Source organism: Herbiconiux gentiana, assembly GCF_024978135.1.
Lineage (GTDB): Bacteria > Actinomycetota > Actinomycetes > Actinomycetales > Microbacteriaceae > Herbiconiux > Herbiconiux gentiana.
This window is the reverse complement of the sequence record NZ_JANTEZ010000002.1, coordinates 16,012-42,222: the sequence shown is the minus strand read 5'-3', so window position 1 is coordinate 42,222 and position 26,211 is coordinate 16,012. Positions and strand designations below refer to the sequence as shown.

26 protein-coding genes and 1 tRNA gene are annotated in these 26,211 nt (G+C 71.5%); 16 read left to right on the top strand and 11 right to left on the bottom strand.

Annotated features, from left to right (window positions below):
- Window positions 1-5 precede the first annotated feature (5 nt).
- The 3 genes from NVV95_RS03930 to NVV95_RS03920 form a co-directional block, all read right to left on the bottom strand.
- Window positions 6-881, bottom strand: coding sequence for a hypothetical protein (locus NVV95_RS03930; RefSeq protein WP_259485246.1), 876 nt, complete (start codon window positions 879-881; stop codon window positions 6-8).
- Window positions 882-973: 92 nt separating this feature from the next.
- Complete coding sequence (locus NVV95_RS03925; RefSeq protein WP_259485245.1) at window positions 974-1,639, bottom strand: response regulator; 666 nt, start codon at window positions 1,637-1,639, stop codon at window positions 974-976.
- Entirely contained in the window at window positions 1,636-3,057 is a 1,422-nt protein-coding gene (locus NVV95_RS03920; protein ID WP_259485244.1) for a sensor histidine kinase, read from the bottom strand. The genes NVV95_RS03925 and NVV95_RS03920 overlap by 4 nt, the downstream gene beginning before the upstream one ends.
- A 132-nt stretch (window positions 3,058-3,189) precedes the next feature.
- On the opposite strand from NVV95_RS03920, the gene NVV95_RS03915 reads away from it, so the two are divergent.
- The 8 genes from NVV95_RS03915 (at window position 3,190) to NVV95_RS03885 (ending at window position 10,576) form a co-directional block, all read left to right on the top strand.
- Window positions 3,190-4,104, top strand: a complete 915-nt coding sequence (locus NVV95_RS03915; RefSeq protein WP_259485243.1) for an RNA polymerase sigma-70 factor — start codon at window positions 3,190-3,192, stop codon at window positions 4,102-4,104.
- Entirely contained in the window at window positions 4,094-4,429 is a 336-nt protein-coding gene (locus tag NVV95_RS03910) for a hypothetical protein (protein ID WP_259485242.1), read from the top strand. Before NVV95_RS03915 ends, NVV95_RS03910 begins: the two co-directional genes overlap by 11 nt.
- A gap of 123 nt (window positions 4,430-4,552) precedes the next feature.
- Window positions 4,553-5,362, top strand: a complete 810-nt coding sequence (locus tag NVV95_RS03905; RefSeq protein ID WP_259485241.1) for an SDR family oxidoreductase — start codon at window positions 4,553-4,555, stop codon at window positions 5,360-5,362.
- Window positions 5,363-5,368: 6 nt separating this feature from the next.
- Window positions 5,369-6,175: an SDR family oxidoreductase gene (locus NVV95_RS03900; RefSeq protein WP_259485240.1), complete on the top strand. Its 807-nt coding sequence runs from the start codon at window positions 5,369-5,371 to the stop codon at window positions 6,173-6,175.
- 46 nt (window positions 6,176-6,221) lie between these two features.
- A complete protein-coding gene (locus NVV95_RS03895; protein ID WP_259485239.1) occupies window positions 6,222-6,788 on the top strand; it encodes a TetR/AcrR family transcriptional regulator in 567 nt (188 codons plus the stop codon).
- A gap of 77 nt (window positions 6,789-6,865) precedes the next feature.
- Window positions 6,866-7,711 carry a zinc-binding dehydrogenase gene (locus tag NVV95_RS03890; protein WP_333474047.1) on the top strand — a complete coding sequence of 282 codons (846 nt, stop codon included), beginning with the start codon at window positions 6,866-6,868 and terminating at the stop codon, window positions 7,709-7,711.
- 3 nt (window positions 7,712-7,714) lie between these two features.
- Window positions 7,715-7,912, top strand: coding sequence for a zinc-binding dehydrogenase (locus NVV95_RS18450; RefSeq protein ID WP_333474050.1), 198 nt, complete (start codon window positions 7,715-7,717; stop codon window positions 7,910-7,912).
- A gap of 114 nt (window positions 7,913-8,026) precedes the next feature.
- Entirely contained in the window at window positions 8,027-10,576 is a 2,550-nt protein-coding gene (locus tag NVV95_RS03885; protein WP_259485238.1) for a X2-like carbohydrate binding domain-containing protein, read from the top strand.
- A gap of 63 nt (window positions 10,577-10,639) precedes the next feature.
- On the opposite strand, the gene NVV95_RS03880 is transcribed toward NVV95_RS03885, so the two are convergent.
- Window positions 10,640-11,581, bottom strand: a complete 942-nt coding sequence (locus NVV95_RS03880; protein ID WP_259485237.1) for a linear amide C-N hydrolase — start codon at window positions 11,579-11,581, stop codon at window positions 10,640-10,642.
- A gap of 42 nt (window positions 11,582-11,623) precedes the next feature.
- Here NVV95_RS03880 and NVV95_RS03875 point away from each other — a divergent pair, with 42 nt between their 5' ends.
- Window positions 11,624-11,995 carry a hypothetical protein gene (locus NVV95_RS03875; protein WP_259485236.1) on the top strand — a complete coding sequence of 124 codons (372 nt, stop codon included), beginning with the start codon at window positions 11,624-11,626 and terminating at the stop codon, window positions 11,993-11,995.
- A 16-nt stretch (window positions 11,996-12,011) separates the two neighbouring features.
- On the opposite strand, the gene NVV95_RS03870 is transcribed toward NVV95_RS03875, so the two are convergent.
- Window positions 12,012-13,592 (bottom strand): LuxR C-terminal-related transcriptional regulator, encoded by a 1,581-nt coding sequence (locus NVV95_RS03870; protein ID WP_259485235.1) that lies wholly within the window; start codon window positions 13,590-13,592, stop codon window positions 12,012-12,014.
- 44 nt (window positions 13,593-13,636) lie between these two features.
- Window positions 13,637-14,113 carry a VanZ family protein gene (locus tag NVV95_RS03865; RefSeq protein WP_259485234.1) on the bottom strand — a complete coding sequence of 159 codons (477 nt, stop codon included), beginning with the start codon at window positions 14,111-14,113 and terminating at the stop codon, window positions 13,637-13,639.
- Window positions 14,114-14,277: 164 nt separating this feature from the next.
- On the opposite strand from NVV95_RS03865, the gene NVV95_RS03860 reads away from it, so the two are divergent.
- Together NVV95_RS03860 and NVV95_RS03855 are read left to right on the top strand one after the other, a co-directional pair.
- On the top strand, window positions 14,278-15,489 hold the full coding sequence (locus NVV95_RS03860; protein WP_259485233.1) for a sensor histidine kinase: 1,212 nt from the start codon (window positions 14,278-14,280) through the stop codon (window positions 15,487-15,489).
- Window positions 15,486-16,658 carry a hypothetical protein gene (locus NVV95_RS03855; RefSeq protein WP_259485232.1) on the top strand — a complete coding sequence of 391 codons (1,173 nt, stop codon included), beginning with the start codon at window positions 15,486-15,488 and terminating at the stop codon, window positions 16,656-16,658. The genes NVV95_RS03860 and NVV95_RS03855 overlap by 4 nt, the downstream gene beginning before the upstream one ends.
- A gap of 46 nt (window positions 16,659-16,704) precedes the next feature.
- Here the strand turns inward: NVV95_RS03855 and NVV95_RS03850 are convergent, their stop codons facing one another.
- Entirely contained in the window at window positions 16,705-17,565 is an 861-nt protein-coding gene (locus NVV95_RS03850; protein ID WP_259485231.1) for a TetR/AcrR family transcriptional regulator, read from the bottom strand.
- Window positions 17,566-17,759: 194 nt separating this feature from the next.
- Between NVV95_RS03850 and NVV95_RS03845 the strand changes: the two genes are divergently transcribed.
- From NVV95_RS03845 to NVV95_RS03825, 5 genes are all read left to right on the top strand, one after another.
- Window positions 17,760-18,581 carry a hypothetical protein gene (locus NVV95_RS03845; RefSeq protein ID WP_259485230.1) on the top strand — a complete coding sequence of 274 codons (822 nt, stop codon included), beginning with the start codon at window positions 17,760-17,762 and terminating at the stop codon, window positions 18,579-18,581.
- Between the two features lie 4 nt (window positions 18,582-18,585).
- Window positions 18,586-19,548 carry a ThiF family adenylyltransferase gene (locus NVV95_RS03840; protein ID WP_259485229.1) on the top strand — a complete coding sequence of 321 codons (963 nt, stop codon included), beginning with the start codon at window positions 18,586-18,588 and terminating at the stop codon, window positions 19,546-19,548.
- Between the two features lie 279 nt (window positions 19,549-19,827).
- Window positions 19,828-20,217, top strand: a complete 390-nt coding sequence (locus NVV95_RS03835; protein ID WP_259485228.1) for a VOC family protein — start codon at window positions 19,828-19,830, stop codon at window positions 20,215-20,217.
- 58 nt (window positions 20,218-20,275) lie between these two features.
- A complete protein-coding gene (locus NVV95_RS03830) occupies window positions 20,276-21,421 on the top strand; it encodes an Rv2578c family radical SAM protein (RefSeq protein WP_259485227.1) in 1,146 nt (381 codons plus the stop codon).
- 19 nt (window positions 21,422-21,440) lie between these two features.
- Window positions 21,441-22,061, top strand: coding sequence for a thymidine kinase (locus NVV95_RS03825; RefSeq protein ID WP_259485226.1), 621 nt, complete (start codon window positions 21,441-21,443; stop codon window positions 22,059-22,061).
- Window positions 22,062-22,237: 176 nt separating this feature from the next.
- Here the strand turns inward: NVV95_RS03825 and NVV95_RS03820 are convergent, their stop codons facing one another.
- The 4 genes from NVV95_RS03820 to NVV95_RS03805 all read right to left on the bottom strand — a co-directional run bounded on the left by NVV95_RS03820 (window position 22,238) and on the right by NVV95_RS03805 (window position 26,184).
- Entirely contained in the window at window positions 22,238-22,387 is a 150-nt protein-coding gene (locus NVV95_RS03820; protein WP_259485225.1) for a hypothetical protein, read from the bottom strand.
- A 98-nt stretch (window positions 22,388-22,485) separates the two neighbouring features.
- Window positions 22,486-22,559, bottom strand: a tRNA-Pro gene (locus NVV95_RS03815).
- Window positions 22,560-22,739: 180 nt separating this feature from the next.
- Complete coding sequence (locus NVV95_RS03810; RefSeq protein ID WP_259485224.1) at window positions 22,740-23,675, bottom strand: metallophosphoesterase; 936 nt, start codon at window positions 23,673-23,675, stop codon at window positions 22,740-22,742.
- Window positions 23,676-23,679: 4 nt separating this feature from the next.
- Complete coding sequence (locus NVV95_RS03805) at window positions 23,680-26,184, bottom strand: transglycosylase domain-containing protein (RefSeq protein ID WP_259485223.1); 2,505 nt, start codon at window positions 26,182-26,184, stop codon at window positions 23,680-23,682.
- Window positions 26,185-26,211: the final 27 nt, after the last annotated feature.

The following is a 26,211-nucleotide window of genomic DNA, read 5'->3' as shown; positions in this document are numbered from 1 at the left end:
CGGCGTCAGCCGATCGGGGTGGGGTTGGTCGGGTCGGGCGGGACCGGCAGCGAGCCCTTGATCTGGTTCTGCGCCTGGCACTGGCTGGTGCAGTTGGTGGCGCCCTGCGAGAGCTCGACGGCGTCCTCGCCGAGCACTCCGCCGAGGCGGCCGCCCGAGGTCACGAGCCACTTGGTGACCGTGCCGCTCTGGAAGGTCTTCGTGGCGACCTGGGGGCTGTCCTTGCCGAGCAGCATCTGGTGGAAGCCGGTCGCGCTCTGGGCGGGGGTGACGGCGTCGACGCCGTTGCCGAAGTTGATCTTGCCCGTGTACTGGTTGACGAAGTAGAACAGGCCAGGGCCGAGGGTGTGCACGAGCTCGACGGGCTGGGCGAACTCGGGCTCCATCTGGAAGATGCCGCCCTGGGCGCCGTCCTTCGCCTGGATCTTGAATTTGCCGGCGGCCGCCGTGAAGATCACGACGAGGGTGTCGTCCTTCACCTCGAGCTGCTTGATCTTCACGGTGCCGATCTGGGCGGGCGTGAGGGTCGGCACCTTGGAGGCGAAGACGACGGTGGGCTGGGTGACCATCCGCAGCGCATCCGGAGCCCCCGTCAGCGTGTAGTCGTAGACGCCGAGCGTCTTCGTGTCGATGCGGAAGGTGTTGTTCAGGCCCTTCACGGTGACGCTGCCCGAGGCCGCCAGGTCCTGCAGCTTGACGTCCTTGCCCGGGGCCGGGTTGTAGGTGGTGCCGTTGACGGTGACGGCGTAGTCGCCGCCGCCCGCAGAGGGCTTGGCCGAGGCGGGGGCGGCTGCGGCGAAGGCGCCGGTGAGGGCGGCGGCAGCGATGGCAATGGCGGCGAGGGCCGCCCGGGAGGCTCGGCGGATGCGGTGCGTGTTCATCGCTGGTCCTTCGGTCGAGAGCGAGGTGACGGCGGGTGCCGTGTGCCTTCAGCCTCGGTGATGCGCTCGCCGGCGTCGATACGACGTAGGTACTAGTACCCGTTCTCGCGCGCCCAGAGCGCCGCGCTGACGCGGTCGCCGACGCCCAGCCGGCGGAAGATGCTGCCCACGTGCACCTTGACCGTGCGCTCGGCGATGCCCAGCTCGTGGGCGATCTGCTTGTTCGCCAGGCCCCGGGCGAGCAGGGTGAGCACCTCGGCCTCGCGTCCCTTGAGCAGCCGGTCGAGGGGCTCGTCGGGGTCGCCTCGGTCGGCACCGGGTCGGGGGGCGGATGCGCGGCCCGCGTCGGGCAGCAGGGCGTGCGTCACGCGCGGGTCGATCGGGCGGCGGCCCCGGGCGGCGGCGTGCACGGCGGCGGCGATCTCGGCCGGCTCCGCATCCTTCACCACGTAGCCGGTGGCCCCGGCGGCGAGGGCCGCCCGCAGGTCGTCGCCCGCGTGCGACGAGGTCACGATCAGCACGGCGAGCTCCGGATGCTCGCGCCGCACGATCCCGGTGGCCTCGACGCCGCCCGTGCCCGGCATCGACAGGTCCATCAGCAGCACGTCGGGGCGGGTGCGCTCGATCAGCGCGAGGGCGTCGCCGCCGTCGGAGGCCTCGCCCACCACCACGATGCCGCCGACCTCGGCGAGCAGCGCGGCCAGGCCGGCGCGCACGAGCGGATGATCGTCGACCAGGGCCACCTTCACCGCCGTCATGCCTCGCCCCCCTTCGGTGCTGGCGAGCCGGGCAGCTCGAGTCGCCAGCGGGTGCCGCCGCCGGCCGTGCTGGAGACCGCGAGCCCGGCCCCGGCGCTCTGCACGGCGTCGACCAGCAGCGGGATGCCCACGTGCCCGGACGCGGGGGAGCGGAGGAGCTGCGGATCGAAGCCGCGGCCGTCGTCGCTGATCTCGACCAGCACCGACTCCGACCGGCCGCGGCCGCGGGAGGCCGGCGCTTCTGAGAGCTCGACGGTCGCCGTGGTCGCGCGCGCGTGCTTCACGACGTTCGCGAGCACCTCGCGCACGACGCGAAAGACCAGCCGCGCCTCGTCGGGGTGCAGCGCGCGGTGCGGGCCCTCGACGATGCGCACCTCGACGCCGCGGCCGCGCACCGCCGCGGCGAGGTCGTCGAGGGCCGGCCGGATGCCGGCGGCGGTGAGGCTCGGCGGGTAGAGGTCGACGAGCAGCGTGCGGAGGCCTCCGAGGTTCGCGTGCAGCGTGGCGGTGGCGTCGTCGAGCCGGCCGGCGAGCGGCTCGTCGCCGCCCCGCCGCGCGGTGGACGCGGCCGAGCGCAGGGCGAGGATGCTCGCGGTGAGGTCCTGGATCGCACCGTCGTGCAGGCGGCCGGCGATGCGCATCCGCTCGCTCGATGAGGCGTCGACCGCCCGTAGCAGCATCGCCTCGCGCTCGGCCTGCGCCCGGCGCGCCAGCACGAACAGGCGGCGGCCCACCGGCGTCAGCAGCACGAGCAGGGCGAGCACGCTGCCGGCCGAGAGCAGGGAGAAGGCGGTCCAGAGCTCGCTCGTGCGGGCAGACACGCGGTCGTAAGGGAAGTAGGCCTCGAAGAGCAGCTTCTCGCCGTCGCCGGTGGCGACCGAGTGGTAGGCCTCGAGCAGCGTGCCGCGACCGCGCTCGAAGCGGTTCTCGGGGGCGCTCAGGTCGGACACCTCGGATTCGACCCCGCCGCCCTCGAGCACCTCGAGCTCCTCCTCGTCGAGGCCGAAGGTCTCGCCGATCAGGCGGGGCTCGTCGGAGTAGAGGATGGTGCCGTCGGCGTTCCAGAGCTTGACCCGCACGACGTCGTCGCCGATCACGCGGGCGCGGATCAGCTCGTCGAAGGCCGCCCGATCGGTCTCTCCGCTGACGAGCCCGGCGCCGAGGGCCGGCTCGACCACCACGTCGGCGAGCAGCTCGACCGAGCGGGCGGCGTCGTTCACGGCCTCGTCCTCGGCGAGGCGACGCGCCACCAGCACGCCGACCGCGACCACGACGAAGACCACGAGGGCCGCGGCGGCGACGAGGCGTACCACCAGGGCGCGCCGGGTGGCGCCGGCGCGGCCGCCCCCGGCTCGCCGGCCCGCGGCGGCCGGCTCGGCGAGCGTCACCCAGGGTGCCGTCGTCCGCTCCCCGCCCATCGTTCCAGTATGCGCGGACGTGCCCGATATCGGCGTGCGACCGATCGAGGGGATACCGTCACAGAACGGGGGGCTGCACAGTCGTAGCTCGTGACGGCGTCGGGGTGACGCCGCCGGCAGGGAGGAGGCGCGATGGTGCAGGATGCGGCGCGGCAGAGTGCGGGCGACGACGGGTGGGCCGCCGCCCTCGAAGTGTTCGGGGCGAACCGGGGACGGCTGTTCGGCATCGCGTACCGCATGCTCGGCAGCGCCTCCGAGGCGGAGGACATCGTGCAGGAGGCCTGGCTGCGCTGGCAGTCGACCGACCGCGATGCCGTGCTGAACCCGGCGGCGTTCCTCGCCACGACGACCACGCGGCTCGCCATCACCGCCGCCACGAGCGCCCGGGCGCGGCACGAGTCGTACGTGGGGCCGTGGCTGCCGGAGCCCGTCGACACGAGCGACGACCCGACGCTCGGCGCGGAGCGTGCGGAGGCGCTGAGCTTCGCCGTGCTGCTGATGCTCGAACGGTTGACCCCCACCGAGCGGGCGGCCTACGTGCTGCGTGAGGCCTTCGACTACTCCTACGGGCAGATCGCCGAGGTCGTGCAGCTGTCGGAACCGGCCTGCCGTCAGCTCGTCAGCCGGGCGAAGAAGCACCTGCAGGCCGCCACCGCGCGAGCGGTGTCGGGCCGGGAGCAGGAGCGGCTGCTCACCGCGTTCGTCAGCGCCGCGCAGGGCGGAGACCTCGAGGCCCTCGAGCGGGTGCTGGCGGCCGACGTCGTGTCGTACTCCGACGGCGGTGGCGTGGTGCGGGCGTCGCGCATCCCGGTCTTCGGGCGGCTGCGGGTGGCGAAGTTCGTGCGCGCCTTCCACGAGCGGTTCTGGCAGGGGGTCTCGATCTCGACGAGCCAGGTGAACGGGCAGGCGACGGCGGTGCTGCGGCAGGGCGCGGACGAGCATCCGTTCGCCCTGGTGACGGTGGTCGCCTCGGCCGACGGCATCGAGCAGGTGCTCTGGATGATGAACCCCGCAAAGCTCAGCGCGGCCGTGCCCGGTGGGCGCTGAGCCCGCCGCGCTGCGGGAACTGCGGCTCGCCCTGGCGCTCGCCGACCGGCCGGCGCTGGAGGCCGTGCTCGACGGGTCCGTGGGGCTCGTGGCCGACCGGGGGCGCGCGGCGACGCCGGTCCGCGGACGCGTGCCGGTCGCGCGGGTGCTGCTCGGTGAGCTCGACGGGGCCGAGCTGCACGCGCACTCCGTCAACGGCCAGAGCGGCCTCGTCGCGCGGCGGGGCGGGCGGGTCGTCGCCGTCGTGCTGGCCGAGGTCGAGCACGACTCGGTGGTGCGGGTCTGGCTCGTCACCGCCTCCGCGAAGCTGGCCCGGTGGTGGTGAGCGGCTCGCCGGTCGTGACGGGCGACGGATGCGCGTAAGCCCGTCACAGCCCGGGTGGCTGCGCGGTCCTAGCTGGCAGACGGGCGGGGACGGGCCCCGCGCCGCAGAACGAAGGGCATCACCATGAGCAGGATCGTCGTCATCGGGGGCACGGGCCTCATCGGCTCCAAGGTCATCGAACGTCTCACCGCGCACGGACACACCGCCATCGCCGCGTCGCCCCGCTCGGGTGTCGACACGCTCACGGGGGAAGGGCTCGCCGAGGTGCTCGCGGGCGCCGACACGGTGCTCGACGTCTCGAACTCGCCGTCGTTCGCCGATGACGACGTGATGCACTTCTTCACCACCGCGACCACGAACATCGTCGAAGCGGCACGTGCGGCCGGGGTCGGGCACTACGTGGCACTCTCGGTGGTCGGCGCCGAGCGGATGACCGACAGCGGCTACCAGCGGGCGAAGGTGGCGCAGGAGGCGCTGATCACCGGCAGCGGGCTGCCCTACTCGATCGTGCACGCGACCCAGTTCTTCGAGTTCGTGAAGAGCATCGCCGACACCGCGACCGTGGGAGGGGAGGTGCACCTGTCGCCGGCGCTGATCCAGCCGCTGGCCGCCGACGACGTCGCCACGGCCGTCGCGCGGGTCACCGCGGGGGAGCCGATTAACGGCACCGTCGAGATCGCCGGACCGGAGGAGCTCGGGCTCGACGAGCTCGTGCGGCGCGGTCTGGCGGCGGCCGGCGACACCCGCGTGGTCGTGAGCGACCCCGAGGCGACGTACTTCGGGCAGCGGCTGAGCGAGCGGATGCTGCTGCCGGGCGAGGGCGCGCAGCTGTTCGAGACCACGTTCGCCGAGTGGCTGGCGGCGCGGGATGCGTCGGCGTCGGCGGCTGTCTCGCCGGCGTCGTCGGCTTCGACTCCCGCCTCGGCGGAGTAGCCCGCCGTGAAGATCGTCGTCATTGGAGGCACCGGCCTCATCGGCACGCGGGTCGTGTCGCAGCTGGCCGCGGCCGGCCACACCGCCGTCGCCGCCTCGCGCGAGACCGGGGTCGACTCCTTCACCGGCGAAGGCCTCGCCCCTGAGCTCGACGGCGCCGAGGTGCTGATCGACGTGTCGAACTCGAGCTACACCGACGAGGCGGGCGCCGCCGAGTTCTTCGAGACCTCGACCCTCAACCTGATCACCTTCGGTGAGGCGGCGGGGGTGCGTCACCACGTCGCCCTCTCGGTCGTCGGCACCGACCGGCTCGCCACCACGCAGCGCGGCTACTTCCGGGCGAAGGCCCTACAGGAGATGCTGCTCCGGGACTCGGGGCGGCCGTACTCGATCGTGCACGCGACGCAGTTCTTCGAGTTCCTGCGGTCGATCGCCGATGCGGCGACGGTGACCGGCGGGCGCGCGAGCCGCGGCGGCGGCGGCGCGAGCGGGCGAAGTCTCGGTCACCGACGTCCCGAGGTGCGGGTGGCGGATGCGCTCATGCAGCCGATGGCCGCCGACGACGTCGCCCGCGCCGTCGTGTCGGTGTCGCTCGGGCAGCCGCTCCGCGGCATCGCGGAGTTCGCGGGCCCCGACCGGGCCCCGCTCGGCGTATTCGTGGGGCGGGCGCTCGCCGCGGTCGACGACCCGCGCGAGGCCGACCCGCTCGCCCGCTACTTCGGCGACCTGCTGCAGCCCGGCGAGCTGCTCCCCGGGCCGGACGCCACCATCGTCGCGACCCGCTTCGACGACTGGCTCCGCCGGGCTTCTTGAGGGCGAACGCTTGACACCCGCTCCTTGTTAGTGTTCAGTCAGTCACATGACTGAGACGAGATCGCGCGGGGCGGGCATCCGCTCGACCGCCGAGGATCAGCGGGTGCGCATCGTCGCCCGCGCGGTCGACGTGTTCGCCGTGTCGGGGTACAAGGCGACCCCGGTCGCCGAGGTGGCCGGGGCGGCCAAGGTGTCGCCGGCCTACGTGTTCCGGCTGTTCGACGGCAAGCTCGGGCTGTTCGTGGCCGCGGTCGACGACTGCTACGCGCAGGTCGCGGCGGCGCTCGTGGCGGGCGTCGGCGATGACGGAACCCCCACCGAGCGCCTCGAGCGCATGACGCAGGCCTACATCGAGCTCATCCGCGACCGCAGCCTGATCGCGCTGCAGGTGCATGCGCAGAGCGCGTGCGACGTGCCCGAGATCAAGGACGCGGTGCGCCGCGGCCTCGCCACCGTGGTGCGCGCGGTCGCCGACGCCTCGGGGGCCGACCCCGACGCCATCCAGCGCTTCATCGCCTACGGGCAGCTCTGCCACCTCGTGGTGCAGGCCGGCCTCGCCGACGTCGACACGGCGTGGGCGCGCGTGGTCGATCACGGCATCCGGCACGACTGACCCGTCCGGCTCCCTCGCGTTTTCGTTCACCCGCAGTTGTGACTGTTCAGTCACACACAACCAGAAGGAATGACATCATGACCACCGATCAGATCACCCGCATCGTCCTCCCCGGCCTCGTCGAGCCCGCAGGCCTCGAGGTCGTCACCGAGAAGGCGCCGACCCCGGGCCCCGGGCAGCTGCTCGTCGCCGTCGAAGCGACCGGCGTCAGCTTCGCCGAGCAGTCGATGCGCAAGGGCCGCTACTTCGGCCAGCCCGCCTTCCCCTTCACGCCGGGCTACGACCTCGTCGGCACGGTGCTCGAGGTGGGCACCGGCGGTGACGAGCGGATGCTCGGCCGCCGTGTCGCGAGCATGACCAAGACCGGCGCCTGGACGACCCACGCGGTGGTCGAGGCGCGCGACACGGTGCCCGTCCCCGCCGGCATCTCCGCGGAGGACGCCGAGACCGTCGTCGTCAACGGCGTGACGGCGTGGCAGATGCTGAACCGCTCGGCGCGGGTGCGGAGCGGCGGCACGGTGCTGCTGTTCGGGGCGAACGGCGGAGTGGGGGGCATCTTGATTCAACTGGCGCGGCACCAGGGGGTGCGGGTGATCGGTGCCGCATCGCCCCGGCACCACGAGGCGCTGCGGGCGGCGGGCGTCGAGCCGGTCGACTACGCCGACCCCGAGCTCGAGGCGCGCGTGCGGGAGCTCGCGCCCGGGGGAGTGGACGCCGTGTTCGACAACGTCGGCGGCGAGATCGCGCGGATGTCGTTCCGGCTGCTCGCGCGGGGCGGCACCCTCGTGACCTACGCGATCGTGGGCGTGCTGGACGACGCGGCGAGCCGCGGTTCGGCGGGACTCTGGGGCGCGTTCCTCAAGGCCATCGGGCAGGGCCTGCTCTGGAGTGCGCTGCCGAACGGGAAGCGCGCGACCTTCTAGGACCTGTGGGCGGGCCACCGGCTGCGCCCGGCGCGGTTCCGTCGGCACCTCGAGGACGATCTCGGCCGGGTATTCGGGCTGCTCGGGCAGGGCGTGCTGACCGCCACCATCGCGGCTCGGTTCCCGTTGACGGAAGCTGGTGCGGCGCTGGCGCTGGCGGAGTCGCGCACGCTGAACGGGAAGGTGATCCTGCTGCCGTGACGGCCGGGGCCCTTGTGCGACCGTGGTGTTCCGTGTTTTATTAACGGTGTCAAATAATTACGGACATCGCGGTCCGTGGGGCGTTCGAGCTCCGCCGGTCGCGGAGAGGAACGCATGAGATCGCAGTCCCGGCTCACCCGATCGGCGGTCGCCACGGCGGCGCTCGCCGTCGCAGGAGCGCTCGCCTTCGGCGGCACCGCCGCCTCGGCCACCCCGACCCCGACGCCCACCCCTACGGAGGCGCCGACGGCGACCCCCACGCCCACTCCGACCGAGACCCCCAGCGGCGCCAAGCCCCCGCAGACCGCCCCCACCCCCGCGCCCGCGCTCCCCGAGGGCGACCTCGCCGCGAAGCCCTACCTCGGCTGGTCGAGCTACAGCATGCAGGTCTACACCGACAACGGCCAGTGGATCACCGCCGACCAGATCATCGCCCAGTCCGACGCGATGCACGAGAAGCTGCAGCCCTTCGGCTACGACCACATCAACGTCGACGCGGGCTGGAACGGCGGAGTCGACGAGCACGGCCGCCCCGTGCCGAGCACGAGCCTCTACCCCGACGGCCTGCAGAGCGTGATCGACCACGTGCACGGCAACGGCCAGAAGTTCGGCCTCTACTTCATCCCCGGCATCTCGGCCGAGGTCTCCGACGCGGCGTACCCCATCGCCGGGGCTCCCGGATGCACGACCGCCGACGTGGTCAAGCAGCCCCTCCAGCAGGCCGACTACTGGGGAATCGGCAATCGCATCGACTTCGCGAACCCCTGCTCGCAGGCCTACATCGACTCGATCGCCGACGAGCTGAAGAGCTGGGGCGTCGACTTCATCAAGTTCGACAGCGTCACCCCCGGGTCGGGCATCAGCGACCTCTCGGTCGACGCCCGCGACGACGTCGCCGCCTGGTCGACGGCCCTGCACGAGCGCGGCATCTGGTTCGAGCTCTCCTGGGCGCTCGACATCCAGTACGCCGACCTCTGGAAGGAGAAGGCCGACGGCTGGCGCGTCGACTGGGACGTCGAGTGCTACTGCGCCCACGAGGCCCTGGTCAGCTGGGACACCATCAGCCGCCTCTTCCCGCGGATGGCCGACTGGTGGCGCCACGGTGGCCCCGGCGGCTGGAACGACCTCGACTCCCTCAACGTCGGCAACGGCGCGATGGACGGCCTCACTAAGGACGAGCGTCGCACCGCCGCCACCCTCTGGGCCATCTCGGCCGCACCGATGTACGTGGGCAACGACCTGACGCAGCTCGATGACTACGGGCTCGGGCTCCTCACCAACCGCGAGGTGCTCGCCGTTCAGCAGAACGGCGTGCCGGCCCAGCCGGTGTCGACCTCGACGAACAAGCAGGTCTGGTACGCCCTGAACGCCGACGGCACCTACACCGTCGCCCTGTTCAACCTCGGTCGCACCGACTCCGACATCACCGTCGACTTCTCCGACATCGGGCTCACCGGCGGCGGCGAGGTGCGCGACCTCTGGGCGGGCAAGAAGCTCGGCTCGTTCGACAGCTCCTTCACCGGAACCGCGGTGCCGATCCACGGCGTGCAGCTGCTCAAGGTCACCCCCGCGAAGAACGCGGGTGTCACGGTGAACGACGACGCCCTGCGCGTCTCGTACGACGTGCCCGCCGGCACACCCGCCGAGGGCCAGTGGATGCGCAACGGCGGCCAGGAGGTCGCCCCCGTCGCCCAGCCCTTCACCGTCTCGGTGATCGACTCGTCGACGGGCGAGGGCGAGCCGGCGGTGCCGTCTGACGGCCGTTCGGTCGCGCTGAACGACGACGCCCAGGGCATCGTCTACAGCGGCACCTGGAGTCGGAGCACGGGCCGCGGCCTCGGCGACTTCGGCGACGACGTGCACTACACCGAGGCGAACGGCGACGCATTCCAGTACACCTTCCAGGGCACCGGGATCGCGTTCGTCAGCGAGACGCACGAGTCGCAGGGCGAGGCCGAGGTCTACCTCGACGGCCAGCTGGTGCAGACCGTCGACGCCCACCTCGACCCGAGCCAGGGTCGGGGTGTGCAGCAGGTGCTGTACAGCGCATCCGAGCTGCCGAACGGCAGTCACACGCTGCGGGTCGTGAAGAAGTCGGGCTCGTACCTGCTGCTCGACAAGCTCGACGTCAGCGTGGAGAGCCTGCTCGGCGCCAGCACGGCGACCTTCGACAAGGCTGCCCCGGCCGACGCCTCGGTCGAGCTGCTGCGCGATCCGGGTGAGCTGGCGGGCATCTCGCACGACGGCACCGCGCTCACGGAGGGCAGCGACTACACGCTGGACGGCAGCACGGTCACCTTCTCGTCGGCCTATCTCGGCACCCTGCCGATCGGGGCGGCGCCGCTCGACGTCGCCTTCCACGGCGACCTGCACGGCGACGTGCACTCCAGCACGACCGACGGCGCCTTCGCGACCTTCGCCTTCACGGGCACCGGGGTCTCCTGGATCGGGCCGACCGCTCCCGACCAGGGTCGCGTCGACGTCTACGTCGACGGCGCCTACGTGAAGACGGTGGACACCCAGGCCGACGTGCGTCGCACGAACCAGACGCTCTTCGAGTCATCCGCCCTCAAGAACGGCGACCACACTCTCACCGTGGTCAAGGCGTCCGGAACGATCATCCGCACCGACGCCTTCGCCTACCGCGTCAAAAAAGTGAAGTAACCCGCTTCGGGTCGCGCAGAAGCGCCTCGGGCCGGGCTCGGAGGCGCTTTTGCGCGACCCCGCTCAGTAGATCAGGGGCGCGGGCTCGAGGTGCGCGGTCTGGTCGCCCACGAGGGAGAGATCGCGCGGGTCGAGCTTCCCGACCTCGGTGCGGTCGGCGAGCTCGTCGAGCTCGACCCAAAAGATGTTCGGGCTGCGGGTGGAGCCGAAGTAGTAGACGCGGTTCGTCAGGTCGGCCCCCGACCGCCACCAGGTGGGGTAGACGTCGCCCGTCGTGTACGGGGCGCCGTAGGGCACCGAGACGTTCGCGATCAGCTGGAACACGCCGGCCACCGCCTCCTCGGTGCTCTCGGGCTCGGGCAGGTAGTGCAGGAAGTACGCCGAGCGCACGAAGCGGTCGGTCGAGCTGATGTCACCGGGCGGGGGCAGCTCGCCGCCGAAGGGGCGGTAGCGGGCGAGGTTCTGCAGCTGCAGGTCGAGCGTGGGGGAGTTGGCCATCACCGTGTACTCGGGGCCGTGGTGCACCACGAGCTCGCCGCCGACGGGCTCGATCACGGCCGAGTCGCCCGTGGCGTCCTCGATCGCGATGTGCACACCGAGCTGCAGGCCGCGGAAGGTGGGCGAGGTGATGCGGATGCGCCCGATGTCGGCGACCGCCTCGGCCACCGTGGCGTAGTTGTCGAGCAGGTACTGCACCCAGAGCGCGTTCGCGACCGAGGGCCGGCCGTCGGCCTCGGGAAAGGCGACGTCGTCGGGGTTCAGGTACAGCGCGTGCGCGCCGAGCCCTTTCTCGTTCAGCCCGTCGACCGTGCCGAGGCCCCACATGCTGACGGCGACGCTCGAGTACGTCGACGTCCAGGTGTGGCTCTCGTGGTCGGCCCGGCCGCTGCGCTCGGTGCCGCGGGGCACGAACCAGAGCTCGGGCTCGTCGCTGACGGCCCAGTCCATGCAGCGGCTGACCGTCTTGGCGATCTGGTTGGTGTTCCAGAGGATGCGCGTGCACATAGCCGTGAGCGTAGTGCCTCGCGGGGCCGCTACCCTCAGGACATGACCGAACCCGAACTGCCGCCGCCCCTGCGGGCCTGGCAGCTGCCCGGGCAGTGGCTGCGCGAGGAGAAGTTCTGGCGCGACATCGGCACCCGCGTGCTCGCCGGTGTGCTCACGGCCGCGATCGTGTACCTCGGCGCCCTCGTGCTCGGCTACCTGCACACGCCCGAGCTCGGCGCGGGTCTTGCCCTGCTGCTGGGCCTCGCCGGATCGGCGGTGCTGCTGCTCGTCGCGATCGTGCTCGTGAGCCGGATGCCCGCCCGTCGCCGATCGGGCCGCCCCGTCGCCCTGCGCCTGGTCGTGGCGGTGCTGCTGGTGCTCGGCGCCGTGTCGCTGGCCGCTGCGGTCATCGCCGACGCGCTGCGCCCCTGACGAGCGGATGCCCGGCTCAGGCGTGACCCAGCGCCACCGCCGCGCGTTCGAGGTCGCGCCGGCTGCGCACCCCCACCTTGCGGTAGATGCTGCGCAGCTGCGACTTGACGGTGTTGGGTGAGACGAAGAGCGACTCGGCGATGGCGGCGGTGCTCCGCCCCTCCAGGAGGGCCGCGAGCACCGCCCGCTCACGGGGTGTCAGGGCCGCGAAGGGGTCGGGATCGGCGTCGCGGGCGCTGTCGAGCAGGCGGTTCGCCAGAGCATCCGGAACCGCCCCGGCCGGCGAGGCCGCGATCAGCGCCGCCAGTTCGCCGCGCGGCAGCACGAGCAGCGGCCAGAGCAGGCCGTGGGTGCGCGCGAGCTCGAGGGCCAGCGCGAAGCTCGTGGCGGCGGTCGCCCCCGTCGAGGCGGGGTCGTGCCGCTGGGCCGCGGCGGTGAGTGCGAACGCCGAGACGAGCACGCGCGGCTCCGCCGTGGCCGTGGCGGTGAGGGGCGCCACACGGCGGCCGGCGGCGGCGAAGTCATCCGCCTCGGCCGCGGTGCTCGCCTCGATCACGAGGGCCAGGCGGCCCATCGGCGACCGGTCGTCACCACCGAGTCCGGCCACGGCCGCCCGAGCCTGGGCGCGGTTGCCGAGCGCCGTGAACAGCAGCCACCGGGCGAGCGCCACGAACCCGGCCGACTCCCCGGCGCTCTGCACCTCCGCGGGCTGCGCGGCGGCCGTGGCGTCGATCTGGCTGAGCACGGCGAGGGCCGATCCGGCGTCGCGGGCGAGCAGGGCGGCGAGCAGCTTCTGGGCCGGCCAGCGCTCGGTCACCCCCGAGAGGTCGGCGGCGGCCAGGGTGCGGTCGGCCTCGTCGAAGCGCAGCTCGTCGATGAGCAGCAGGGTCTGGGCGAAGACGGCCGAGATCGAGGCGCGGGTCTGCCACCACTCGCCCGCGGCGGCGGGCAGGGCGGCGAGCCGGTTGCGGGCCTGCAGGTTGCGGCCGGCGAGCGCGTGCAGCCAGGCGAGGCTGCCCGCGGCCCTGGCCTGCATCATCGTGTGGTCGACCAGCACGGCGTGGTCGAAGCACTCGGTGTACTCGCGCACGGCGGCGTCGAGCTCGCCCACGTACTCCCAGACCATCGCCCACTGGAAGGTCAGCTCGGGCAGGGCCTGCACGAGCTGCTCCCGCGCCTCGGGGGTGGCCTCGTCGACCGCGGCCCTGGCTTCCCGCACGGCCGCGACGGCGTCGCTCAGTCGCCCGTTGGCCCGCCCGGCGGCGGCGCGGGCGGTCAGCTGGGCGAGCAGGTCGAGCAGGGATCGCGGCGGAGGAGCGGCCGCGGTGCCCCGGAACCGGGTGGACTTCGGGGCGTCGTTCTGCACGAAGCGGTTGACGTACTCGACGGCGTGGGCCCAGCGCGGATGCGCCGCCAGCACCTCGGGCGGCAGCGCGGTGATCGCGCGGCGCAGCAGCTGCGGCTCGTTCGCGAGCAGCGCCGACCAGCGCGTGTCGAGGGCGGCGACCACGCCCGCCCAGTCCTCGGCGGCCACCAGGTCGTCGAGGGCGTCGTTCTCCGGCCCCGTGGGGGTTCCGGTCTCGCCGTCGTTCGTCACTGCAGTTCCTTCGTCCGCGACAACAGTAGCGAAACCGGGTGATGTCAGAGGTGAACGGCGTCGGGGCCCCACCCGTCGCGGGGCGGAACCGGCGGCAGGGCGACCGCCCGCCGCAGCAGGCGCCGCTCCCGGCGGCGGCGCCAGCGAGCCAGCAGCGCCCCGGAGGCGAGCGCCCCGAGCAGCCCGCCGAGGGTGTTGGCGATCACGTCGTCGACGGTCGCGAACCGCGCGGGCAGGAAGAGGTACTGGGTCAGCTCGATCGCCGCCGACCCGGCGAAGCAGACCAGCACCGACAGGCCCCAGATCCGGCGTCCGAGCAGCAGCCCGAGCAGCAGGCCGAGGGGCACGAAGAGCAGCACGTTCGAGGTGAACTCGACCTGTGGGTAGCCGAGGAACTCCAGCAGGTGGCGGTCGTGCAGGCCCTTCAGGATGCGCGCGAGCATCCCTCTCGCCTTCTGGTCGACGGGCGACGGCCACATCACCACCACGAGCACGGCGGCGGCGTAGGCCACCAGCAGCACGGCGGCGATCGGCCGGGCGCGGGACCGACTGGCCTGGGACCCACTGGCTCTGGACGGACTGGCTCTCGACGGACTCTGCAGGACGCCTCCCCGGGTAGCGAGTGACCATCGTATCCGGAGGCACCTGGGCGATCGACGTGTGGGATCATGCTGTCGGGGGGATGATGACCGCACTCGAACGGCCCGCCGCCGGCGCGGTCTCGGCGGCGACACTGGCCTTCGGGGTCAGTGCGCTCGGCATCGCGGTGGTGCTGGTGCTGCTGCGCTCGGCCTACCTCCCGGCCGACGAGGTCTGGCCCGCCCTCGCGTTCCTCGTGCCGATCGCGGTGCTGATGCCGTTCGCCCGGCGACGGCTCGGCCCGTGGGCCACCGCGCTGCACCTCGCGGTCGGCGCGGTCAGCATCGGCGGCTACGCCTTCGTCGTGCTCTCGCAGTCGGCGGACGCGGTGGTCGAGTCGCCGTTCATCCTCGCGCTGCCCCAGCTCGCGCTCATCTACACGGTGGCGCCCTCGGTGATGGGCGTCGGCAACCTCGTCGCCATCGCGGCGGCCTATCTGCTGGGGCAGGGCGCGGTGCTCGCGGCGGCCGTCGCCACCGCGCGCTTCCCCGATTTCGACGGGTTCACCGCGGTGCTGACGGCCGTGGTGCTCGCGGTGGGGGTGGCCGATCTGATCACCCGGCGTCGCTCGGCTCGCGACTCCCGCTCGGTCGAGCGCGCGCGGCGCGAGGCCGACGTGCTGGCCTACCAGCGCGAGGTCGAGGCGCAGGTGATCGCGCTGTTCCACGACACCGTGCTGGGTGAGCTCACGCTGATCTCGCACCAACCGCCCGGGCCGCTCCCGCCGGGGCTCGCCGACGCCCTCCGGCGCGACCTCGCCCTGATCGAGACGGGGAAGCCCTGGCCCGAGGAGCGCGGCTTCGGCACGCCCCGGGCGGCCTCCGACGAGATTCCGCTGCCCACCCCGGTGGCGCGCGCCGTCGACGGCGGGCGGATGCGCGGCCTCAGCATCGACCTCGCCGGCGACCTGGCCTCCCTGCAGCGACTGGCGCCCGACGTCGCCGAGGCCGTCGGGCTCGCCCTCGAGCAGGTGCTGGTGAACACCCGCCGGCACGCGGGCACCGACAAGGTGGAGCTCGTCGTCGACGGCGCCGCCCGCGAGGTCGTCGTCATGGTCAGCGACGCCGGGGTCGGTTTCGAACCGGCCTCGGTGGGCTCCGACCGCTTCGGGGTGCAGCACTCCATCCTCGGACGCATCGAGGCGGCCGGCGGTCGGGCCCAGCTCTTCACCGCCCCCGGCAGCGGCACCGCCTACCTGTTCAGCGTGCCCCCGGCGCCCGAGAGCGTCTGGCCCGAACCCGAGCGGGCGAGCGGATGATCGGCTTCCTGTCGTGGCGGATCGCCCCGCGCCGGGCGGCCCCCATCGTCGCCGGCGCCCTGCATCCGCTGCTCGTCGTCACCGCGATCACGCTGGTGGCGGTGGCGCTCGTGCGCACGGTGACCGACGTCGAGCGGATCGCGCATCCGCTCGTCGCCGTGGCCGCGGTCGTCGCCGTGGTGGTGACGGGCCTCGGTGTCATCGTCGCGACCGACCCCGTGCGCCCGCCCACGACGGTCGTCGCGTTCGCGCTCACGGTCGCGGCGGCGCTCGCCGCGGACGGGCTCTCCGCGGCCTCGGCCTGGGGCACCTCGAACGTGCTGTGGGACGACTGGGGGCCGGTGGTGGTGGGCGTCACGATCCTCTCGTTCAGCATGTTCCGGCCCGGGCGGGAGCTCGCCGCGGCCACGCTCGTGTCGCTCGCGGTGGTCGGCACGATCAGCGCCGCCGAGGCGGGGGACCTTCCCGAGACGGTGTCGCCGCTCACCTCGGCCGTCATCGCGTGCACCCCGGTGCTCCTGCTGGGAGTGGCGGCGTCGGTGTTCTCGTACCGGATGAGCCTGTCGCTCGCGCGGCAGCAGGAGCTGGCCGCCCGGGCGGAGCGGGGCCTCGCGCGGAGGGTGCGCATCCGTCTGCGCGAGCTGATGCGCGACTCGGGCCGCGCGGAGCTCTCGGCGGAGGTGGTGCCCTTCTTCGAGGAGGTGCTCGCCCGGGGCGAGCTGGCGCCCGAGGATCCGGCGCGGGCGCGGCGGCTCTCGGCGGTGCTGCGGTCGGAGATCATGGCCGGGGTGGGGCTGCCCTGGCTTGAGCGTCTGCAGCGGGCGCGGCCCGGACGGCTCGTGGTGCACGACCCCGCGACGGTCGCCGAGACGATGCCGGTGGAGCAGAAGGTGGCGCTGCGGGCGCTGCTCACGGCGCTGCTCGCGCATCCGGAGACCGCGGGCGATGCGCTGCACGTGCGGGTGACGGAGGTGGCCGAGCACCGCAGCGTGTTCGTGCGGGCGCCATGGGGTGCCGGGGAGCCGGCGGCGCGGCGCGCGCTCGGGGGCTTCGTGGCGGTGATGGGGAGCGCGTTCGGGCGCTCGCAGGTCACCATCGGCGACGGCGAGCTGCGGCTGCTGTTCGCCCAGAACCCGCGGGTGACCGACGCCGGGCCGTGGAACGCCTAGGCGGGGTCGGGCTGGGTTAGCCGGGGCTGGGCCGGGCTGGCCTGCGTCAGTCGTCGATGCTGCGGCTGCGGGGCTGCACCATCGGGATCTCGTCGATGCCGCCCGAGAGCCGGGCGATGGCGGCCTCGGCGTCGTAGTTCGGGTCGGGCACGATGAACGAGGAGGTGATGGCGTGGTAGGAAATGGCCGCGAGCGACACCTCGGCCGATCGGCCTTCGTTCTCGATGGTGTAGCGCGCCTCGACCAGGTCGGGGATGATCGCGCGCGAGATGCCGAGACCCTCGATGACCGCCGAGGAGGCGACGACCAGGGGGCGGTAGTCGTCGTTCAGGTCAGGCCGCAGGCGGTAGCCGACCGCGGGGATGATGTTGCGGTAGAACACCTCCATCTGGTCGAGGAAGGCGAGCTCGCTGTTGCGGAGCGACTCGATCACCCGGTCGCGCACGGCCGACGGGTAGGAGAGGGCGGTGGAGGCGAGGGCCACGTAGGTGCGCCACTGCACCGAGGAGGTGACCGCCTCGAAGTTCTGCTCGGCCGCGAGGCTGACGACGTCGAGATAGATGCGGCGGCGGCCCTCGAGGGTGCGCAGCTCGTCGGCCCGGAAGCCGAGGTACTCCCACGTGGCGACGAGCGACTCCTCGTCGGCGCGACCGGGGGAGACCTGGTTCGCGACCTCGCTCAGGAGGTCTTCGAAGAAGGCCTCCTTCGTCTCCCAGATCTTGAAGACGGCGCTACGGGGAACGCCGGACTCCTTGATCAGGTCGTCCATCAGCAGATGCTCGAAGCCGACCGTGAGGCCGTTGGTCTGCACGAGACCCATCGCCGTCTGCAGCAGGGCGGTGCGCACTTCGTCTTTCGGCACCTTTCCGCGGCTCGCCGCGGTCTTCCCCCAGCTGTTCTCTGACATGGATCAGCCCCTCTCGGAATCATTTTGGGACATAACGTCCCAAGTTGCAAACGAACACGGCCCGCTCCTATGCTCGATTTCACGGCACCCAGCGCGCGCGGACCCGCCGGTCGATCCCCACCCAGGTGAACAATCGGAGGAACCCGCAGTGCTCCGTGTGGCTCTCACCTCCGAATTCTGCCAGAGGACCGCCGGTGTCGCGCATTGACCGCACCATCTCCAACGCGGCCGTCATCCCGCTCATCGACGGGTCGCCCGCTTTCGTCGTCGAACCCGAGGCCCGACTCGCCTCCGGCGTGATCGGTGTCAACGGCACGGCCCTTCCCGGATTCGAGGAGGCGTACCGCCAGCACTTCGAGTTCCGGCGCCGGGTCTACGTCGAGCAGACCGGTCAGCTCGACCCCGCCGACCTCTCCGACGACGGTCTCGACCGCGACGAGGACGACGCCCGCTCGGTCACCTTCGCCATCTTCGAGAACGCTCCGGAGGGGGTGCGCATCGTCGGAGTGGCCCGGGCCATCATCAAGGGGGCCGACGGCGTCGACCGGCCGCTGCCGGTGGAGGACTTCTGCCCGGAGGTGTTCGCCGAGCATCCGCTGCCCGCCGGCAGTGCCGAGGTGTCGCGGGTGATCGCCCGGCACGAGCGGGTGGCGATGCAGGAGCTCATCCAGTGGCACCTGTTCGCGCTCATCTCCTCGTACTTCACCACGCACGAGCTCGGGCGGGCGTTCGCCATCATCGAGCCGTGGCTCGAGCGGCACCTCGCCGGCATGCTCTCCATCTGGAGCATCGGTGAGCCCCGCTACATCGAGCACTACCTCGACTACAACCTGCCGGTCGAGTTCGACCAGCCCGGCTCGGCGGCCTGCATCACCGAGCGCAACGCCACCATCCTGGGGCAGCTCGCGGCCGCCGGGGGCGAGCTTCAGTACTTCGGCCGCATCTCCCGGGTGCAGCGCGCCGAGGCGCTGGCGTCGGGCCGGGCGCCCGACCTGCGCGCCACCGAGGCGCAGTGACGGCATGAGGTCGCTCGGCGCTCCGGAGTTCTCCCGCAACTACGGCTTCTGGAGTGAGACGGAGCAGCAGGCCCTGACCGAATCGCGGATCGCGATCGCCGGGGTCGGAGGCGTGGGCTTCCAGGTGGGCACGAAGCTCGCCCGTATGGGCGTCGGCGCGTTCAGCATCGCCGACCCCGAGGTGTTCGAGCCCGCCAACGCCAACCGGGTGCCGGGCGCGAGCGCCACGAGCTACGGGCGGGCGAAGGCCGAGGTGTTCCGCGAGGAGGTGCTCGCCATCAACCCCCACGCGGTGGTGCACGTCTACCGCGACGGGGTCACGCCCGAGAACGCCGCCGAGTTCCTCGAGGGCGCCGACCTGGTGTTCGACGAGTCGGAGACCACCCAGCCCGAAATCGGCACGGCGATCGCGCGGCAAGCCCGCCGGCAGGGCATCGCCGACCTCCTGGTGATCAACGTGGGCTTCGCCACGATGGCGACGGCGTTCTCGCCCGGCGGCCGGTTCACCTTCGAGCGCTACCTCGGGCTGCCCGAGGGCGCGCCGCTCGAGGAGATCGCCGGCCTGTCGGTCGACTTCACCCGGCTGCTGCCGTACGTGCCGGCGTACAGCGATCTGCGCGGGCTGATCTCGGTGGCGACCGCCGGGCCCGACGGCAGCCATCCCTCACTGCCCTCCATCGCGCCGGGGGTCGACCTGGCCAGCGCGCTGGGGTCGACCCAGGCCTTCCTGCACCTGATGCATCGCAAGGGCCTCGGCCGTCTGCGCCGCCGGCCCGTCTGGGCGCCGCGAGTGGCCGTGCTCGACGCGTACACGGTGACCGGCCGCATCATCCGCGCTTCGAAGGCCACCCACCTGCGGCATCTGCTCGTGGCCGCCGTGCGCGACCGGGCCGGGCGCAACCCGCCGGGGTCGTACACGCACGACGACATCGCACGACGGGCGCGTCTCGACGATGCCGACGGATGACCTCGATGTCATCGGGGCACGGCTCCCGCACAGTGCGACATGCGTCGACTGCCCCGTGTAATGGGGGCGTGCGACCGTGTAAGGTGAGCCTGACGGTGACGTCATTAGCGCCCCTGTTTCATGGTCGTAAGGGTAACGGCTGAACATGGCAGGCGGTGTCGACGTCTCCTTGCGGGATGAGAGTATCGGGTCCTCTCATCCCGCTAAATCGTTAACGGGGTGCTTCGACGGCGTGCGCGTTCAGCGGTGGCGTGCGCGTTCAGCGGTACGGTCGGTGACGTGAAACTGAATCGCGTGCACCACATCGCCGTCATCGCCACCGACTACGAGCGGTCGAAGGCCTTCTATCTCGACGTGCTGGGCTGCACCCTGCTGACCGAGGTGTACCGGTCCGAGCGCGACTCGTGGATGGGCGACCTCGCCCTGAACGGCGAGTACCTGATCGAGCTGTTCTCGTTCCCGAATCCGCCGGCGCGCCCGTCGGGGCCTGAGGCGACGGGCCTCCGTCACCTGGCGTTCGAGGTCGACTCGGTTCCGGATGCGCGGGCGGAGCTCGTGGCCAAGGGTGTGCGCTGCGAGGAGCTGCGGGTGGACCCGCACACGGGGCGGGAGATGCTGTTCTTCTTCGACCCGGACGGGCAGCCGTTGGAGTTGTACGCGGCGGGGTAGGGGTTACTCGGCTACTTGCTTCCTTGCTTCTCTTTCGAATATATGTTCGAATGAGCGCATGCGTTGGACCGGTCAAGCCCTCTCATCCGAAGCGCCGGCTGCTCTGCCCGGACTGGCTCGGCTCAGCAACCTCGTGCGCTCGGTGCAGACGCCGGAGTTCGCGGGTATCACCTTCCACGAGGTGCTGGCCAAGAGCGCACTGAACCACGTGCCCGGAACGAGCAAGACGCTGCCGTTCGCCTGGACGGTCAATCCCTACCGCGGCTGCTCCCACGCCTGCGTGTACTGCTTCGCCCGCCCCACGCACGGCTACCTCGACCTCGACGCCGGTGACGACTTCGACCGGCAGATCATCGTCAAGGTCAACGTCGGCGAGGTGCTCCGCAAGGAGCTGGCGAAGAAGTCCTGGGGCCATCATCCGGTCGCCCTGGGCACGAACACCGACCCCTATCAGCGGGCCGAGGGTCGCTACGCGCTGATGCCGTCGATCATCCGGGCCTTCGGCGAGTCGGGCACGCCGTTCTCCATCCTCACGAAGGGCTCGCTGCTGCGGCGCGACCTCGACCTCATCGCCGACGCGTCGCGGGTGGTGCCCGTCAGTCTCGCCCTGTCGATCGCGATCTACGACGACGAGCTGCAGCAGTCGATCGAGCCCGGCACGCCGAGCACCAAGGCGCGGCTGGCCACGGTCACCGCCGTGCGTGAGAAGGGGCTCGACTGCCAGGTGTTCCTGATGCCGGTGCTGCCGTTCCTCACCGATACCGTCGAGCACCTCGAGCGGGCGGTCTCGCTCGCCGCCGAGGCCGGCGCCTCGAGCGTCGTGCACTCGGCGCTGTACCTGAAGCCGGGGGTGCGGGAGTGGTATCTCGCGTGGCTGGAGCGCGAGCATCCGGAGCTCGTCGGCCCGTACGAGAAGCTTTACGCGCGGGGGAGCTACGCGCCCGCGGAGTACCGGACGTGGTTGGGGGAGCGCATCAGGCCGATTCTTCGGCGGCACGGGGTCGGCAGCGGGCGGCTGTCGCGGGCCACCGGCGGGGTTCTGCCGCCGGGAGCGGGGGAGGGGGTGCTGCAGTGGGGGAGCTTCGCGGGGCAGGCGGGGGCCGACGGGCAGATCGGGGCTGAAGGTCAGCTCGGGGCTGATGGGCAGGTCGACGGCGCCGCGGTGCCTTCGGTGATGGCGGTGGGGCAGCCGACGCTGTTCTGACGGGGCATAGGGTGTTCGGGTGGCGAAACTGTATTTCCGGTTCGGGGCGATGAACAGCGGCAAGAGCACCGCGATGCTCCAGGCCGCCTACAACTACGAGGAACGCGACCAGCAGGTGCTGATCGCGAAGCCCGCCGTCGACACCAAGGGCGACATGCAGATCGTGTCCCGCCTCGGGGTCACCCGCGACGCCGACTTCCTGATCGCGCCCGACACCGAGGTGCGCGACGAGTTCCAGAACCGCCGCGACGCGGTCGTGCGCGACACCGGTGTCGACGTCTCCTGCCTGCTGGTCGACGAAGCGCAGTTCCTCACTCCGGGCCAGGTCGACGACCTGCTGCGCATCGCCATCCTCGACGGGGTGCCGGTGCTGGCGTACGGCATCCGCAGCGACTTCCAGACGGAGGGGTTCCCGGGGAGCATCCGCCTGCTCGAGGTGGCGCACAGCCTCGAGGAGCTGAAGACGATCTGCCGCTGCGGTCGCAAGGCCATCTTCAACGCCCGCACGATCGGCGGCCGCTACGTCTTCGACGGGGCGCAGGTCGCGATCGACGGCGAAGACGTCACCTACGAGTCGCTCTGCGGGGCGTGCTACCTCGAGGAGTCACACGGGCGCCTTGGGCGGCACTTCGGGCACTGACCGCGGGCGCCGGCTTCGGGCGCGTGCCCCCTCGTCCGCCCACAGCCCCGCGCCCTCGCGCGTGGGCACGCTCGGGTCGCGCAAAAGCACGTTCACGCACCCTGGAGCGTGCGTTTGCGCTACCCGGTGCCTGCGTTTGCGCGACCCGGAGCGGGCGCGAGCGCAGGGACCGGGCGTTAGCGGCGGCGGCTGAGGGCGGGGCGGGCCGCGAAGGTCCAGTCCGACTGGTCGCGGAGCTTGATGGAACGACCCACGGCGAGAGCGATGGCGGTCGCGCCGACCACCCAACCGGTGGCCGCGAGTGCGGCGATGGCGATGAAATCCACGTTGATTCCCTTCGAGCCCCGGGTCGGGATGCCCGGTTGAGAAGAGACTACGCACAAAACCGGCCAGAGCGTCGTAACTCTGGCCGGTTTCTCGTGTGTCGGGGTAGCGGGATTCGAACCCACGACCTCCTCGTCCCGAACGAGGCGCGCTACCAAGCTGCGCCACACCCCGAATTCACCACCGCGCGAACGCGGTTGGAACTCAACAAGAATACCCGATATTCCGACGACGCGAGACCACTCGGCGCGGACCCGCACCGACAGGGCCCCCGCAGCTGTCGCCCAAGACGGCTTCCCGTCCCGCACGAACGGCTCGTCGGGCGAGCGGGCGGGCCGTCCAACACAGGAGCGCTCAGGCGGAGCGCGCCGTCAGCGTCAGCAGAGTGGCCTCGGGCGGGCAGGCGAAGCGCACCGGCGCGTAGATCGAGGTGCCGAGCCCCGCCGAGACGTTGAGGTGAGCCGAGTGGAACCCGTGCCGCCACAGGCTCAGCCCTTTCACCTGCTCCCGGGGGACGTCACAGTTGGTCACCAGCGCACCGAACCCGGGCACGCAGACCTGCCCGCCGTGGGTGTGTCCCGCGAAGATGACCTCGGCGCCGTGGGTGACGAAGGAGTTCAGCACGTACTGGTACGGCGCATGCGCCACCCCGATCGAGACCCGGGGGCCGCGGTCGTCGTTCTCGCGCAGCTCGTCGAGGGCGCCCGGGATGCGCTCGAGTTTGTCGAATCGCCGGTGCGGGTCGTCGACGCCGAAGAAGTCGATGATCGTGCCGTTCACCTCGGTGGTGGCGGCACGGTTGTTCAGGTTCTTCCAGCCGAGCGAGTCGAAGAACTCCTCGAGGGCGGCGGTGTCCAGCCGTTCCGACGAGTGGGCGTGCTTCGACGGGCCCGTGAAATAGCGCAGCGGGTTCTTCGGCGACGGGCCGAAGTAGTCGTTCGACCCGTTCACGTACACCCCGGGCGTGCCGGCGAATACACCGAGAGCCGAGCGGATGCCCGTCAGCCCGTCGCGGTGACCGAGGTTGTCGCCCGTGTCGACCACCAGGTCGGGCTTCAGCCGTGCGAGCTCGCGCACCCACTCCTGCTTGTGCGTCTGCCACGGCGCCATGTGCAGGTCGGACAGGTGCAGCACCCGGATGTCGTCGGAACCCGGCGGCAGCACCTCGACGGTCGCCGTGCGCAGCGTGAAGCGGTTGCGCTCGATCAGGGAACCATACGCGAAGGCTCCGGCACCGGCCGCCGCGACCACGCCGACGGCGGTCGCGGCGACCCGCGATAGAGCGGACACCGGGTCAGCCCTTCGTCGTGACGCGGAGCTTGTCGGTGCCCGCGCGGATGGGCTGGCCGGCCGCCGGGTTGCTCGCCGTCACCTTGGCGTTGCCGGAGGACGGACCGTCGAACACGATCTGCCCGGCACCGATGCCCGCGCCGGTGATGGCGCTCTTCGCCGCCTCGGGGCTCAGGCCGACCAGGTTCGGAACCGTGCGCAGCTGGCCGTTGGAGGTGAAGACCTCGATGGTGGATCCCTTGGTGGCGGTACCCGACGGCGAGGTCGAGTCGACCACGCCGGCGGCGCGGGTCGAGTCGATCTGGCCCCCGTCCTGGAACTCGAAGCCGGCGTTGGTGATCGCGTCCTGAGCGGCGTCGATCGACATGCCGGCGACGTTCGGGATGCTCACCTGCACGCCGTTGACCAGGGTCGACTGGGCCGTGGGGAATGCCGTGCCGCCGTACTTGCCGTCGGCATCCGTCATGTACTGCTTCCACACCGAGTGACGCACGTTGCCGCCGCCCTGGCCCATGATGTCGGTGTTGCGGATCGAGACCGTGCCGACCACGTTGCCCACCCACACGGCGGTGGCGAGCTCGGTGCTGGCGCCCACGAACCAGGTGTCCTTCTCGGAGTCGGTGGTACCCGTCTTGCCGAAGTGCGGTATCCCGTCGTTCGGGTTCGACGCGGTCGCCGTACCGCCGTTGATGACGCCTTGCAGCGCGGTGGTCATCGCCGCGGCGATGCTCGGGTCGACGGCCTGGCTGCAGGTGGTCTGCGGAGCCGGAACGTCGTTGCCCGACGCGTCGACGATGCGCTCGATCGCCACGGGGGAGCAGTAGGTGCCCTCGTTGGCGACGGCGGCGAAGGCCGCGGCCATGGTCAGCGGGGCGATCTCGTTGGTGCCCAGCACGTCGGCGGGGTTCTCACCCAGCGGCCCGCCGTCGGCGCGGTGCACGCCGAACGCCTCGGCGGTCTTGCGGATTTCGCACTGGTCGAGCTTCTGCGCCATGCGGAGGAACGCGAGGTTCACCGAATCGGCGGTCGCCTTCGCGACGGTGACGTTGCCGGGGGCCGCGTTACCGTCGTTCTTGACGGAGTAGGTGCCGCCGTTGCCGCCGGTGCAGCTGTCGCGGAACTGCGCGAGGTTCAGGGTGCCCGGGTTTCCGTTGATCACGTCACCGAGGGAGTGTCCGGTCTTCAGCCATTCGGCGAGGGTGAAGATCTTGTAGGTCGATCCCACCTGGAACCCGGTCGACCCCCCGTAGGCGTAGTCGGTCGAGTAGTTGACGGCCGACGCGCCCTCGTTGCTGGCGGTCACCTCCGGGTCGTCGCTGAAGTCCTTGTTCTGCAGCATGGCGAGCACCTTGCCGGTGCCCGGCTGCACGGTGACGAGCGAGGAGCCGAGGTCGAAGCCGGAGCCCGACTTGGGCACGTAGGCGTTCATCGCCGCCGCGCCCGCAGCCTGCAGGTCGAGGTCGAGCGTCGTGTAGATGTCGTAGCCGCCGGTCTTGAAGTTGTTCCAGCGGGTGTCTTCATCGGGGCCGAACGCCGCGTCGTTCTTCACGATGCGGGTGATGTAGTCGCAGAAGAAGCCGGCGCTGATCGCGTTCGCGGTCTGGCATCCGGTCGACTGGTCCTGGAGATTCGGCGTGACCGGCGTGGCGATGGCCTCGTCGTACTGCGCCTGCGTGATCTTGTGCTCCTTGAGCATCGCGGGCAGAACGTCCTTGTCGCGACGGGCCTGGTTGTCGGCCACGTTGTCGGGGTCGTCGATGCGCAGGTCGTTCGGGGCGTTCACCGTGGCGATCAAGCTCGCGGCCTGGGCGACCGACAGGTCGGCCGCACTGACGCCGAAGTAGTACTGCGCCGCCGACTGGATGCCGTACACCCGGCCGCCGAACGGAGCGATGTTCAGGTACCCGAGCAGGATGTCGTCCTTCGAGTACTCCTTCTCGAGGCCGATCGCGAGCTTGATCTCCTTGAGCTTGCGGTCGATGCTCGTCTTCGTGGCCTCTTCGTAGGCCGCGTCGCGCTGGGCCTGGTCCTGGATGGCCTCGGCCTTCTGCACCTGGATGTTGCGCACGTACTGCATCGAGATCGTCGACGCACCACTGGCGGACGTCTCGAGGGCGTTGCCGGCGGCCGCACGCAGCGTCGCGGCGACGTCGACGCCGCCGTGGCTGTAGAAGCGCGGGTCCTCGACCGCGACCACCGCGTCCTTGACGTAGGGGGAGATCTGGTCCCATCCCACCTCTTCGCGGTTCTGCTCGAACACGCTGGCCAGCAGCACGTTGGAGCCGTCGGACCGCGTCGCGTAGATGTTGGTCTTCTGAGCGAGCGCATCCGGCTTGATGTAGCTCGGGAGGTTCTCGAACATCCCGATGGAATTGTTCGCGGCAATACCGGTGACAGCGAGCGCAGGCGTGACCATGGCCGTCACCAGGATGCCCGCGATTGCGCTCATACCGACGATGCCCAGAATGGCTCCGACCACACCGCTAGCCGAGGCTTTCGAGGCAGACATAGAATCCAGGGTAAGCGACAACCATGA

Excerpts from the sequence above, each read along its gene's own strand:
- NVV95_RS03930 (WP_259485246.1), bottom strand. The coding sequence starts at position 881 with ATGAACACGCACCGCATCCGCCGAGCCTCCCGGGCGGCCCTCGCCGCC.
- NVV95_RS03925 (WP_259485245.1), bottom strand. The coding sequence starts at position 1,639 with ATGACGGCGGTGAAGGTGGCCCTGGTCGACGATCATCCGCTCGTGCGC.
- NVV95_RS03920 (WP_259485244.1), bottom strand. The coding sequence starts at position 3,057 with ATGGGCGGGGAGCGGACGACGGCACCCTGGGTGACGCTCGCCGAGCCG.
- NVV95_RS03915 (WP_259485243.1), top strand. The coding sequence starts at position 3,190 with ATGGTGCAGGATGCGGCGCGGCAGAGTGCGGGCGACGACGGGTGGGCC.
- NVV95_RS03905 (WP_259485241.1), top strand. The coding sequence starts at position 4,553 with ATGAGCAGGATCGTCGTCATCGGGGGCACGGGCCTCATCGGCTCCAAG.
- NVV95_RS03895 (WP_259485239.1), top strand. The coding sequence starts at position 6,222 with ATGACTGAGACGAGATCGCGCGGGGCGGGCATCCGCTCGACCGCCGAG.
- NVV95_RS03890 (WP_333474047.1), top strand. The coding sequence starts at position 6,866 with ATGACCACCGATCAGATCACCCGCATCGTCCTCCCCGGCCTCGTCGAG.
- NVV95_RS03885 (WP_259485238.1), top strand. The coding sequence starts at position 8,027 with ATGAGATCGCAGTCCCGGCTCACCCGATCGGCGGTCGCCACGGCGGCG.
- NVV95_RS03880 (WP_259485237.1), bottom strand. The coding sequence starts at position 11,581 with ATGTGCACGCGCATCCTCTGGAACACCAACCAGATCGCCAAGACGGTC.
- NVV95_RS03875 (WP_259485236.1), top strand. The coding sequence starts at position 11,624 with ATGACCGAACCCGAACTGCCGCCGCCCCTGCGGGCCTGGCAGCTGCCC.
- NVV95_RS03860 (WP_259485233.1), top strand. The coding sequence starts at position 14,278 with ATGACCGCACTCGAACGGCCCGCCGCCGGCGCGGTCTCGGCGGCGACA.
- NVV95_RS03855 (WP_259485232.1), top strand. The coding sequence starts at position 15,486 with ATGATCGGCTTCCTGTCGTGGCGGATCGCCCCGCGCCGGGCGGCCCCC.
- NVV95_RS03850 (WP_259485231.1), bottom strand. The coding sequence starts at position 17,565 with ATGTCAGAGAACAGCTGGGGGAAGACCGCGGCGAGCCGCGGAAAGGTG.
- NVV95_RS03840 (WP_259485229.1), top strand. The coding sequence starts at position 18,586 with ATGAGGTCGCTCGGCGCTCCGGAGTTCTCCCGCAACTACGGCTTCTGG.
- NVV95_RS03830 (WP_259485227.1), top strand. The coding sequence starts at position 20,276 with ATGCGTTGGACCGGTCAAGCCCTCTCATCCGAAGCGCCGGCTGCTCTG.
- NVV95_RS03805 (WP_259485223.1), bottom strand. The coding sequence starts at position 26,184 with ATGTCTGCCTCGAAAGCCTCGGCTAGCGGTGTGGTCGGAGCCATTCTG.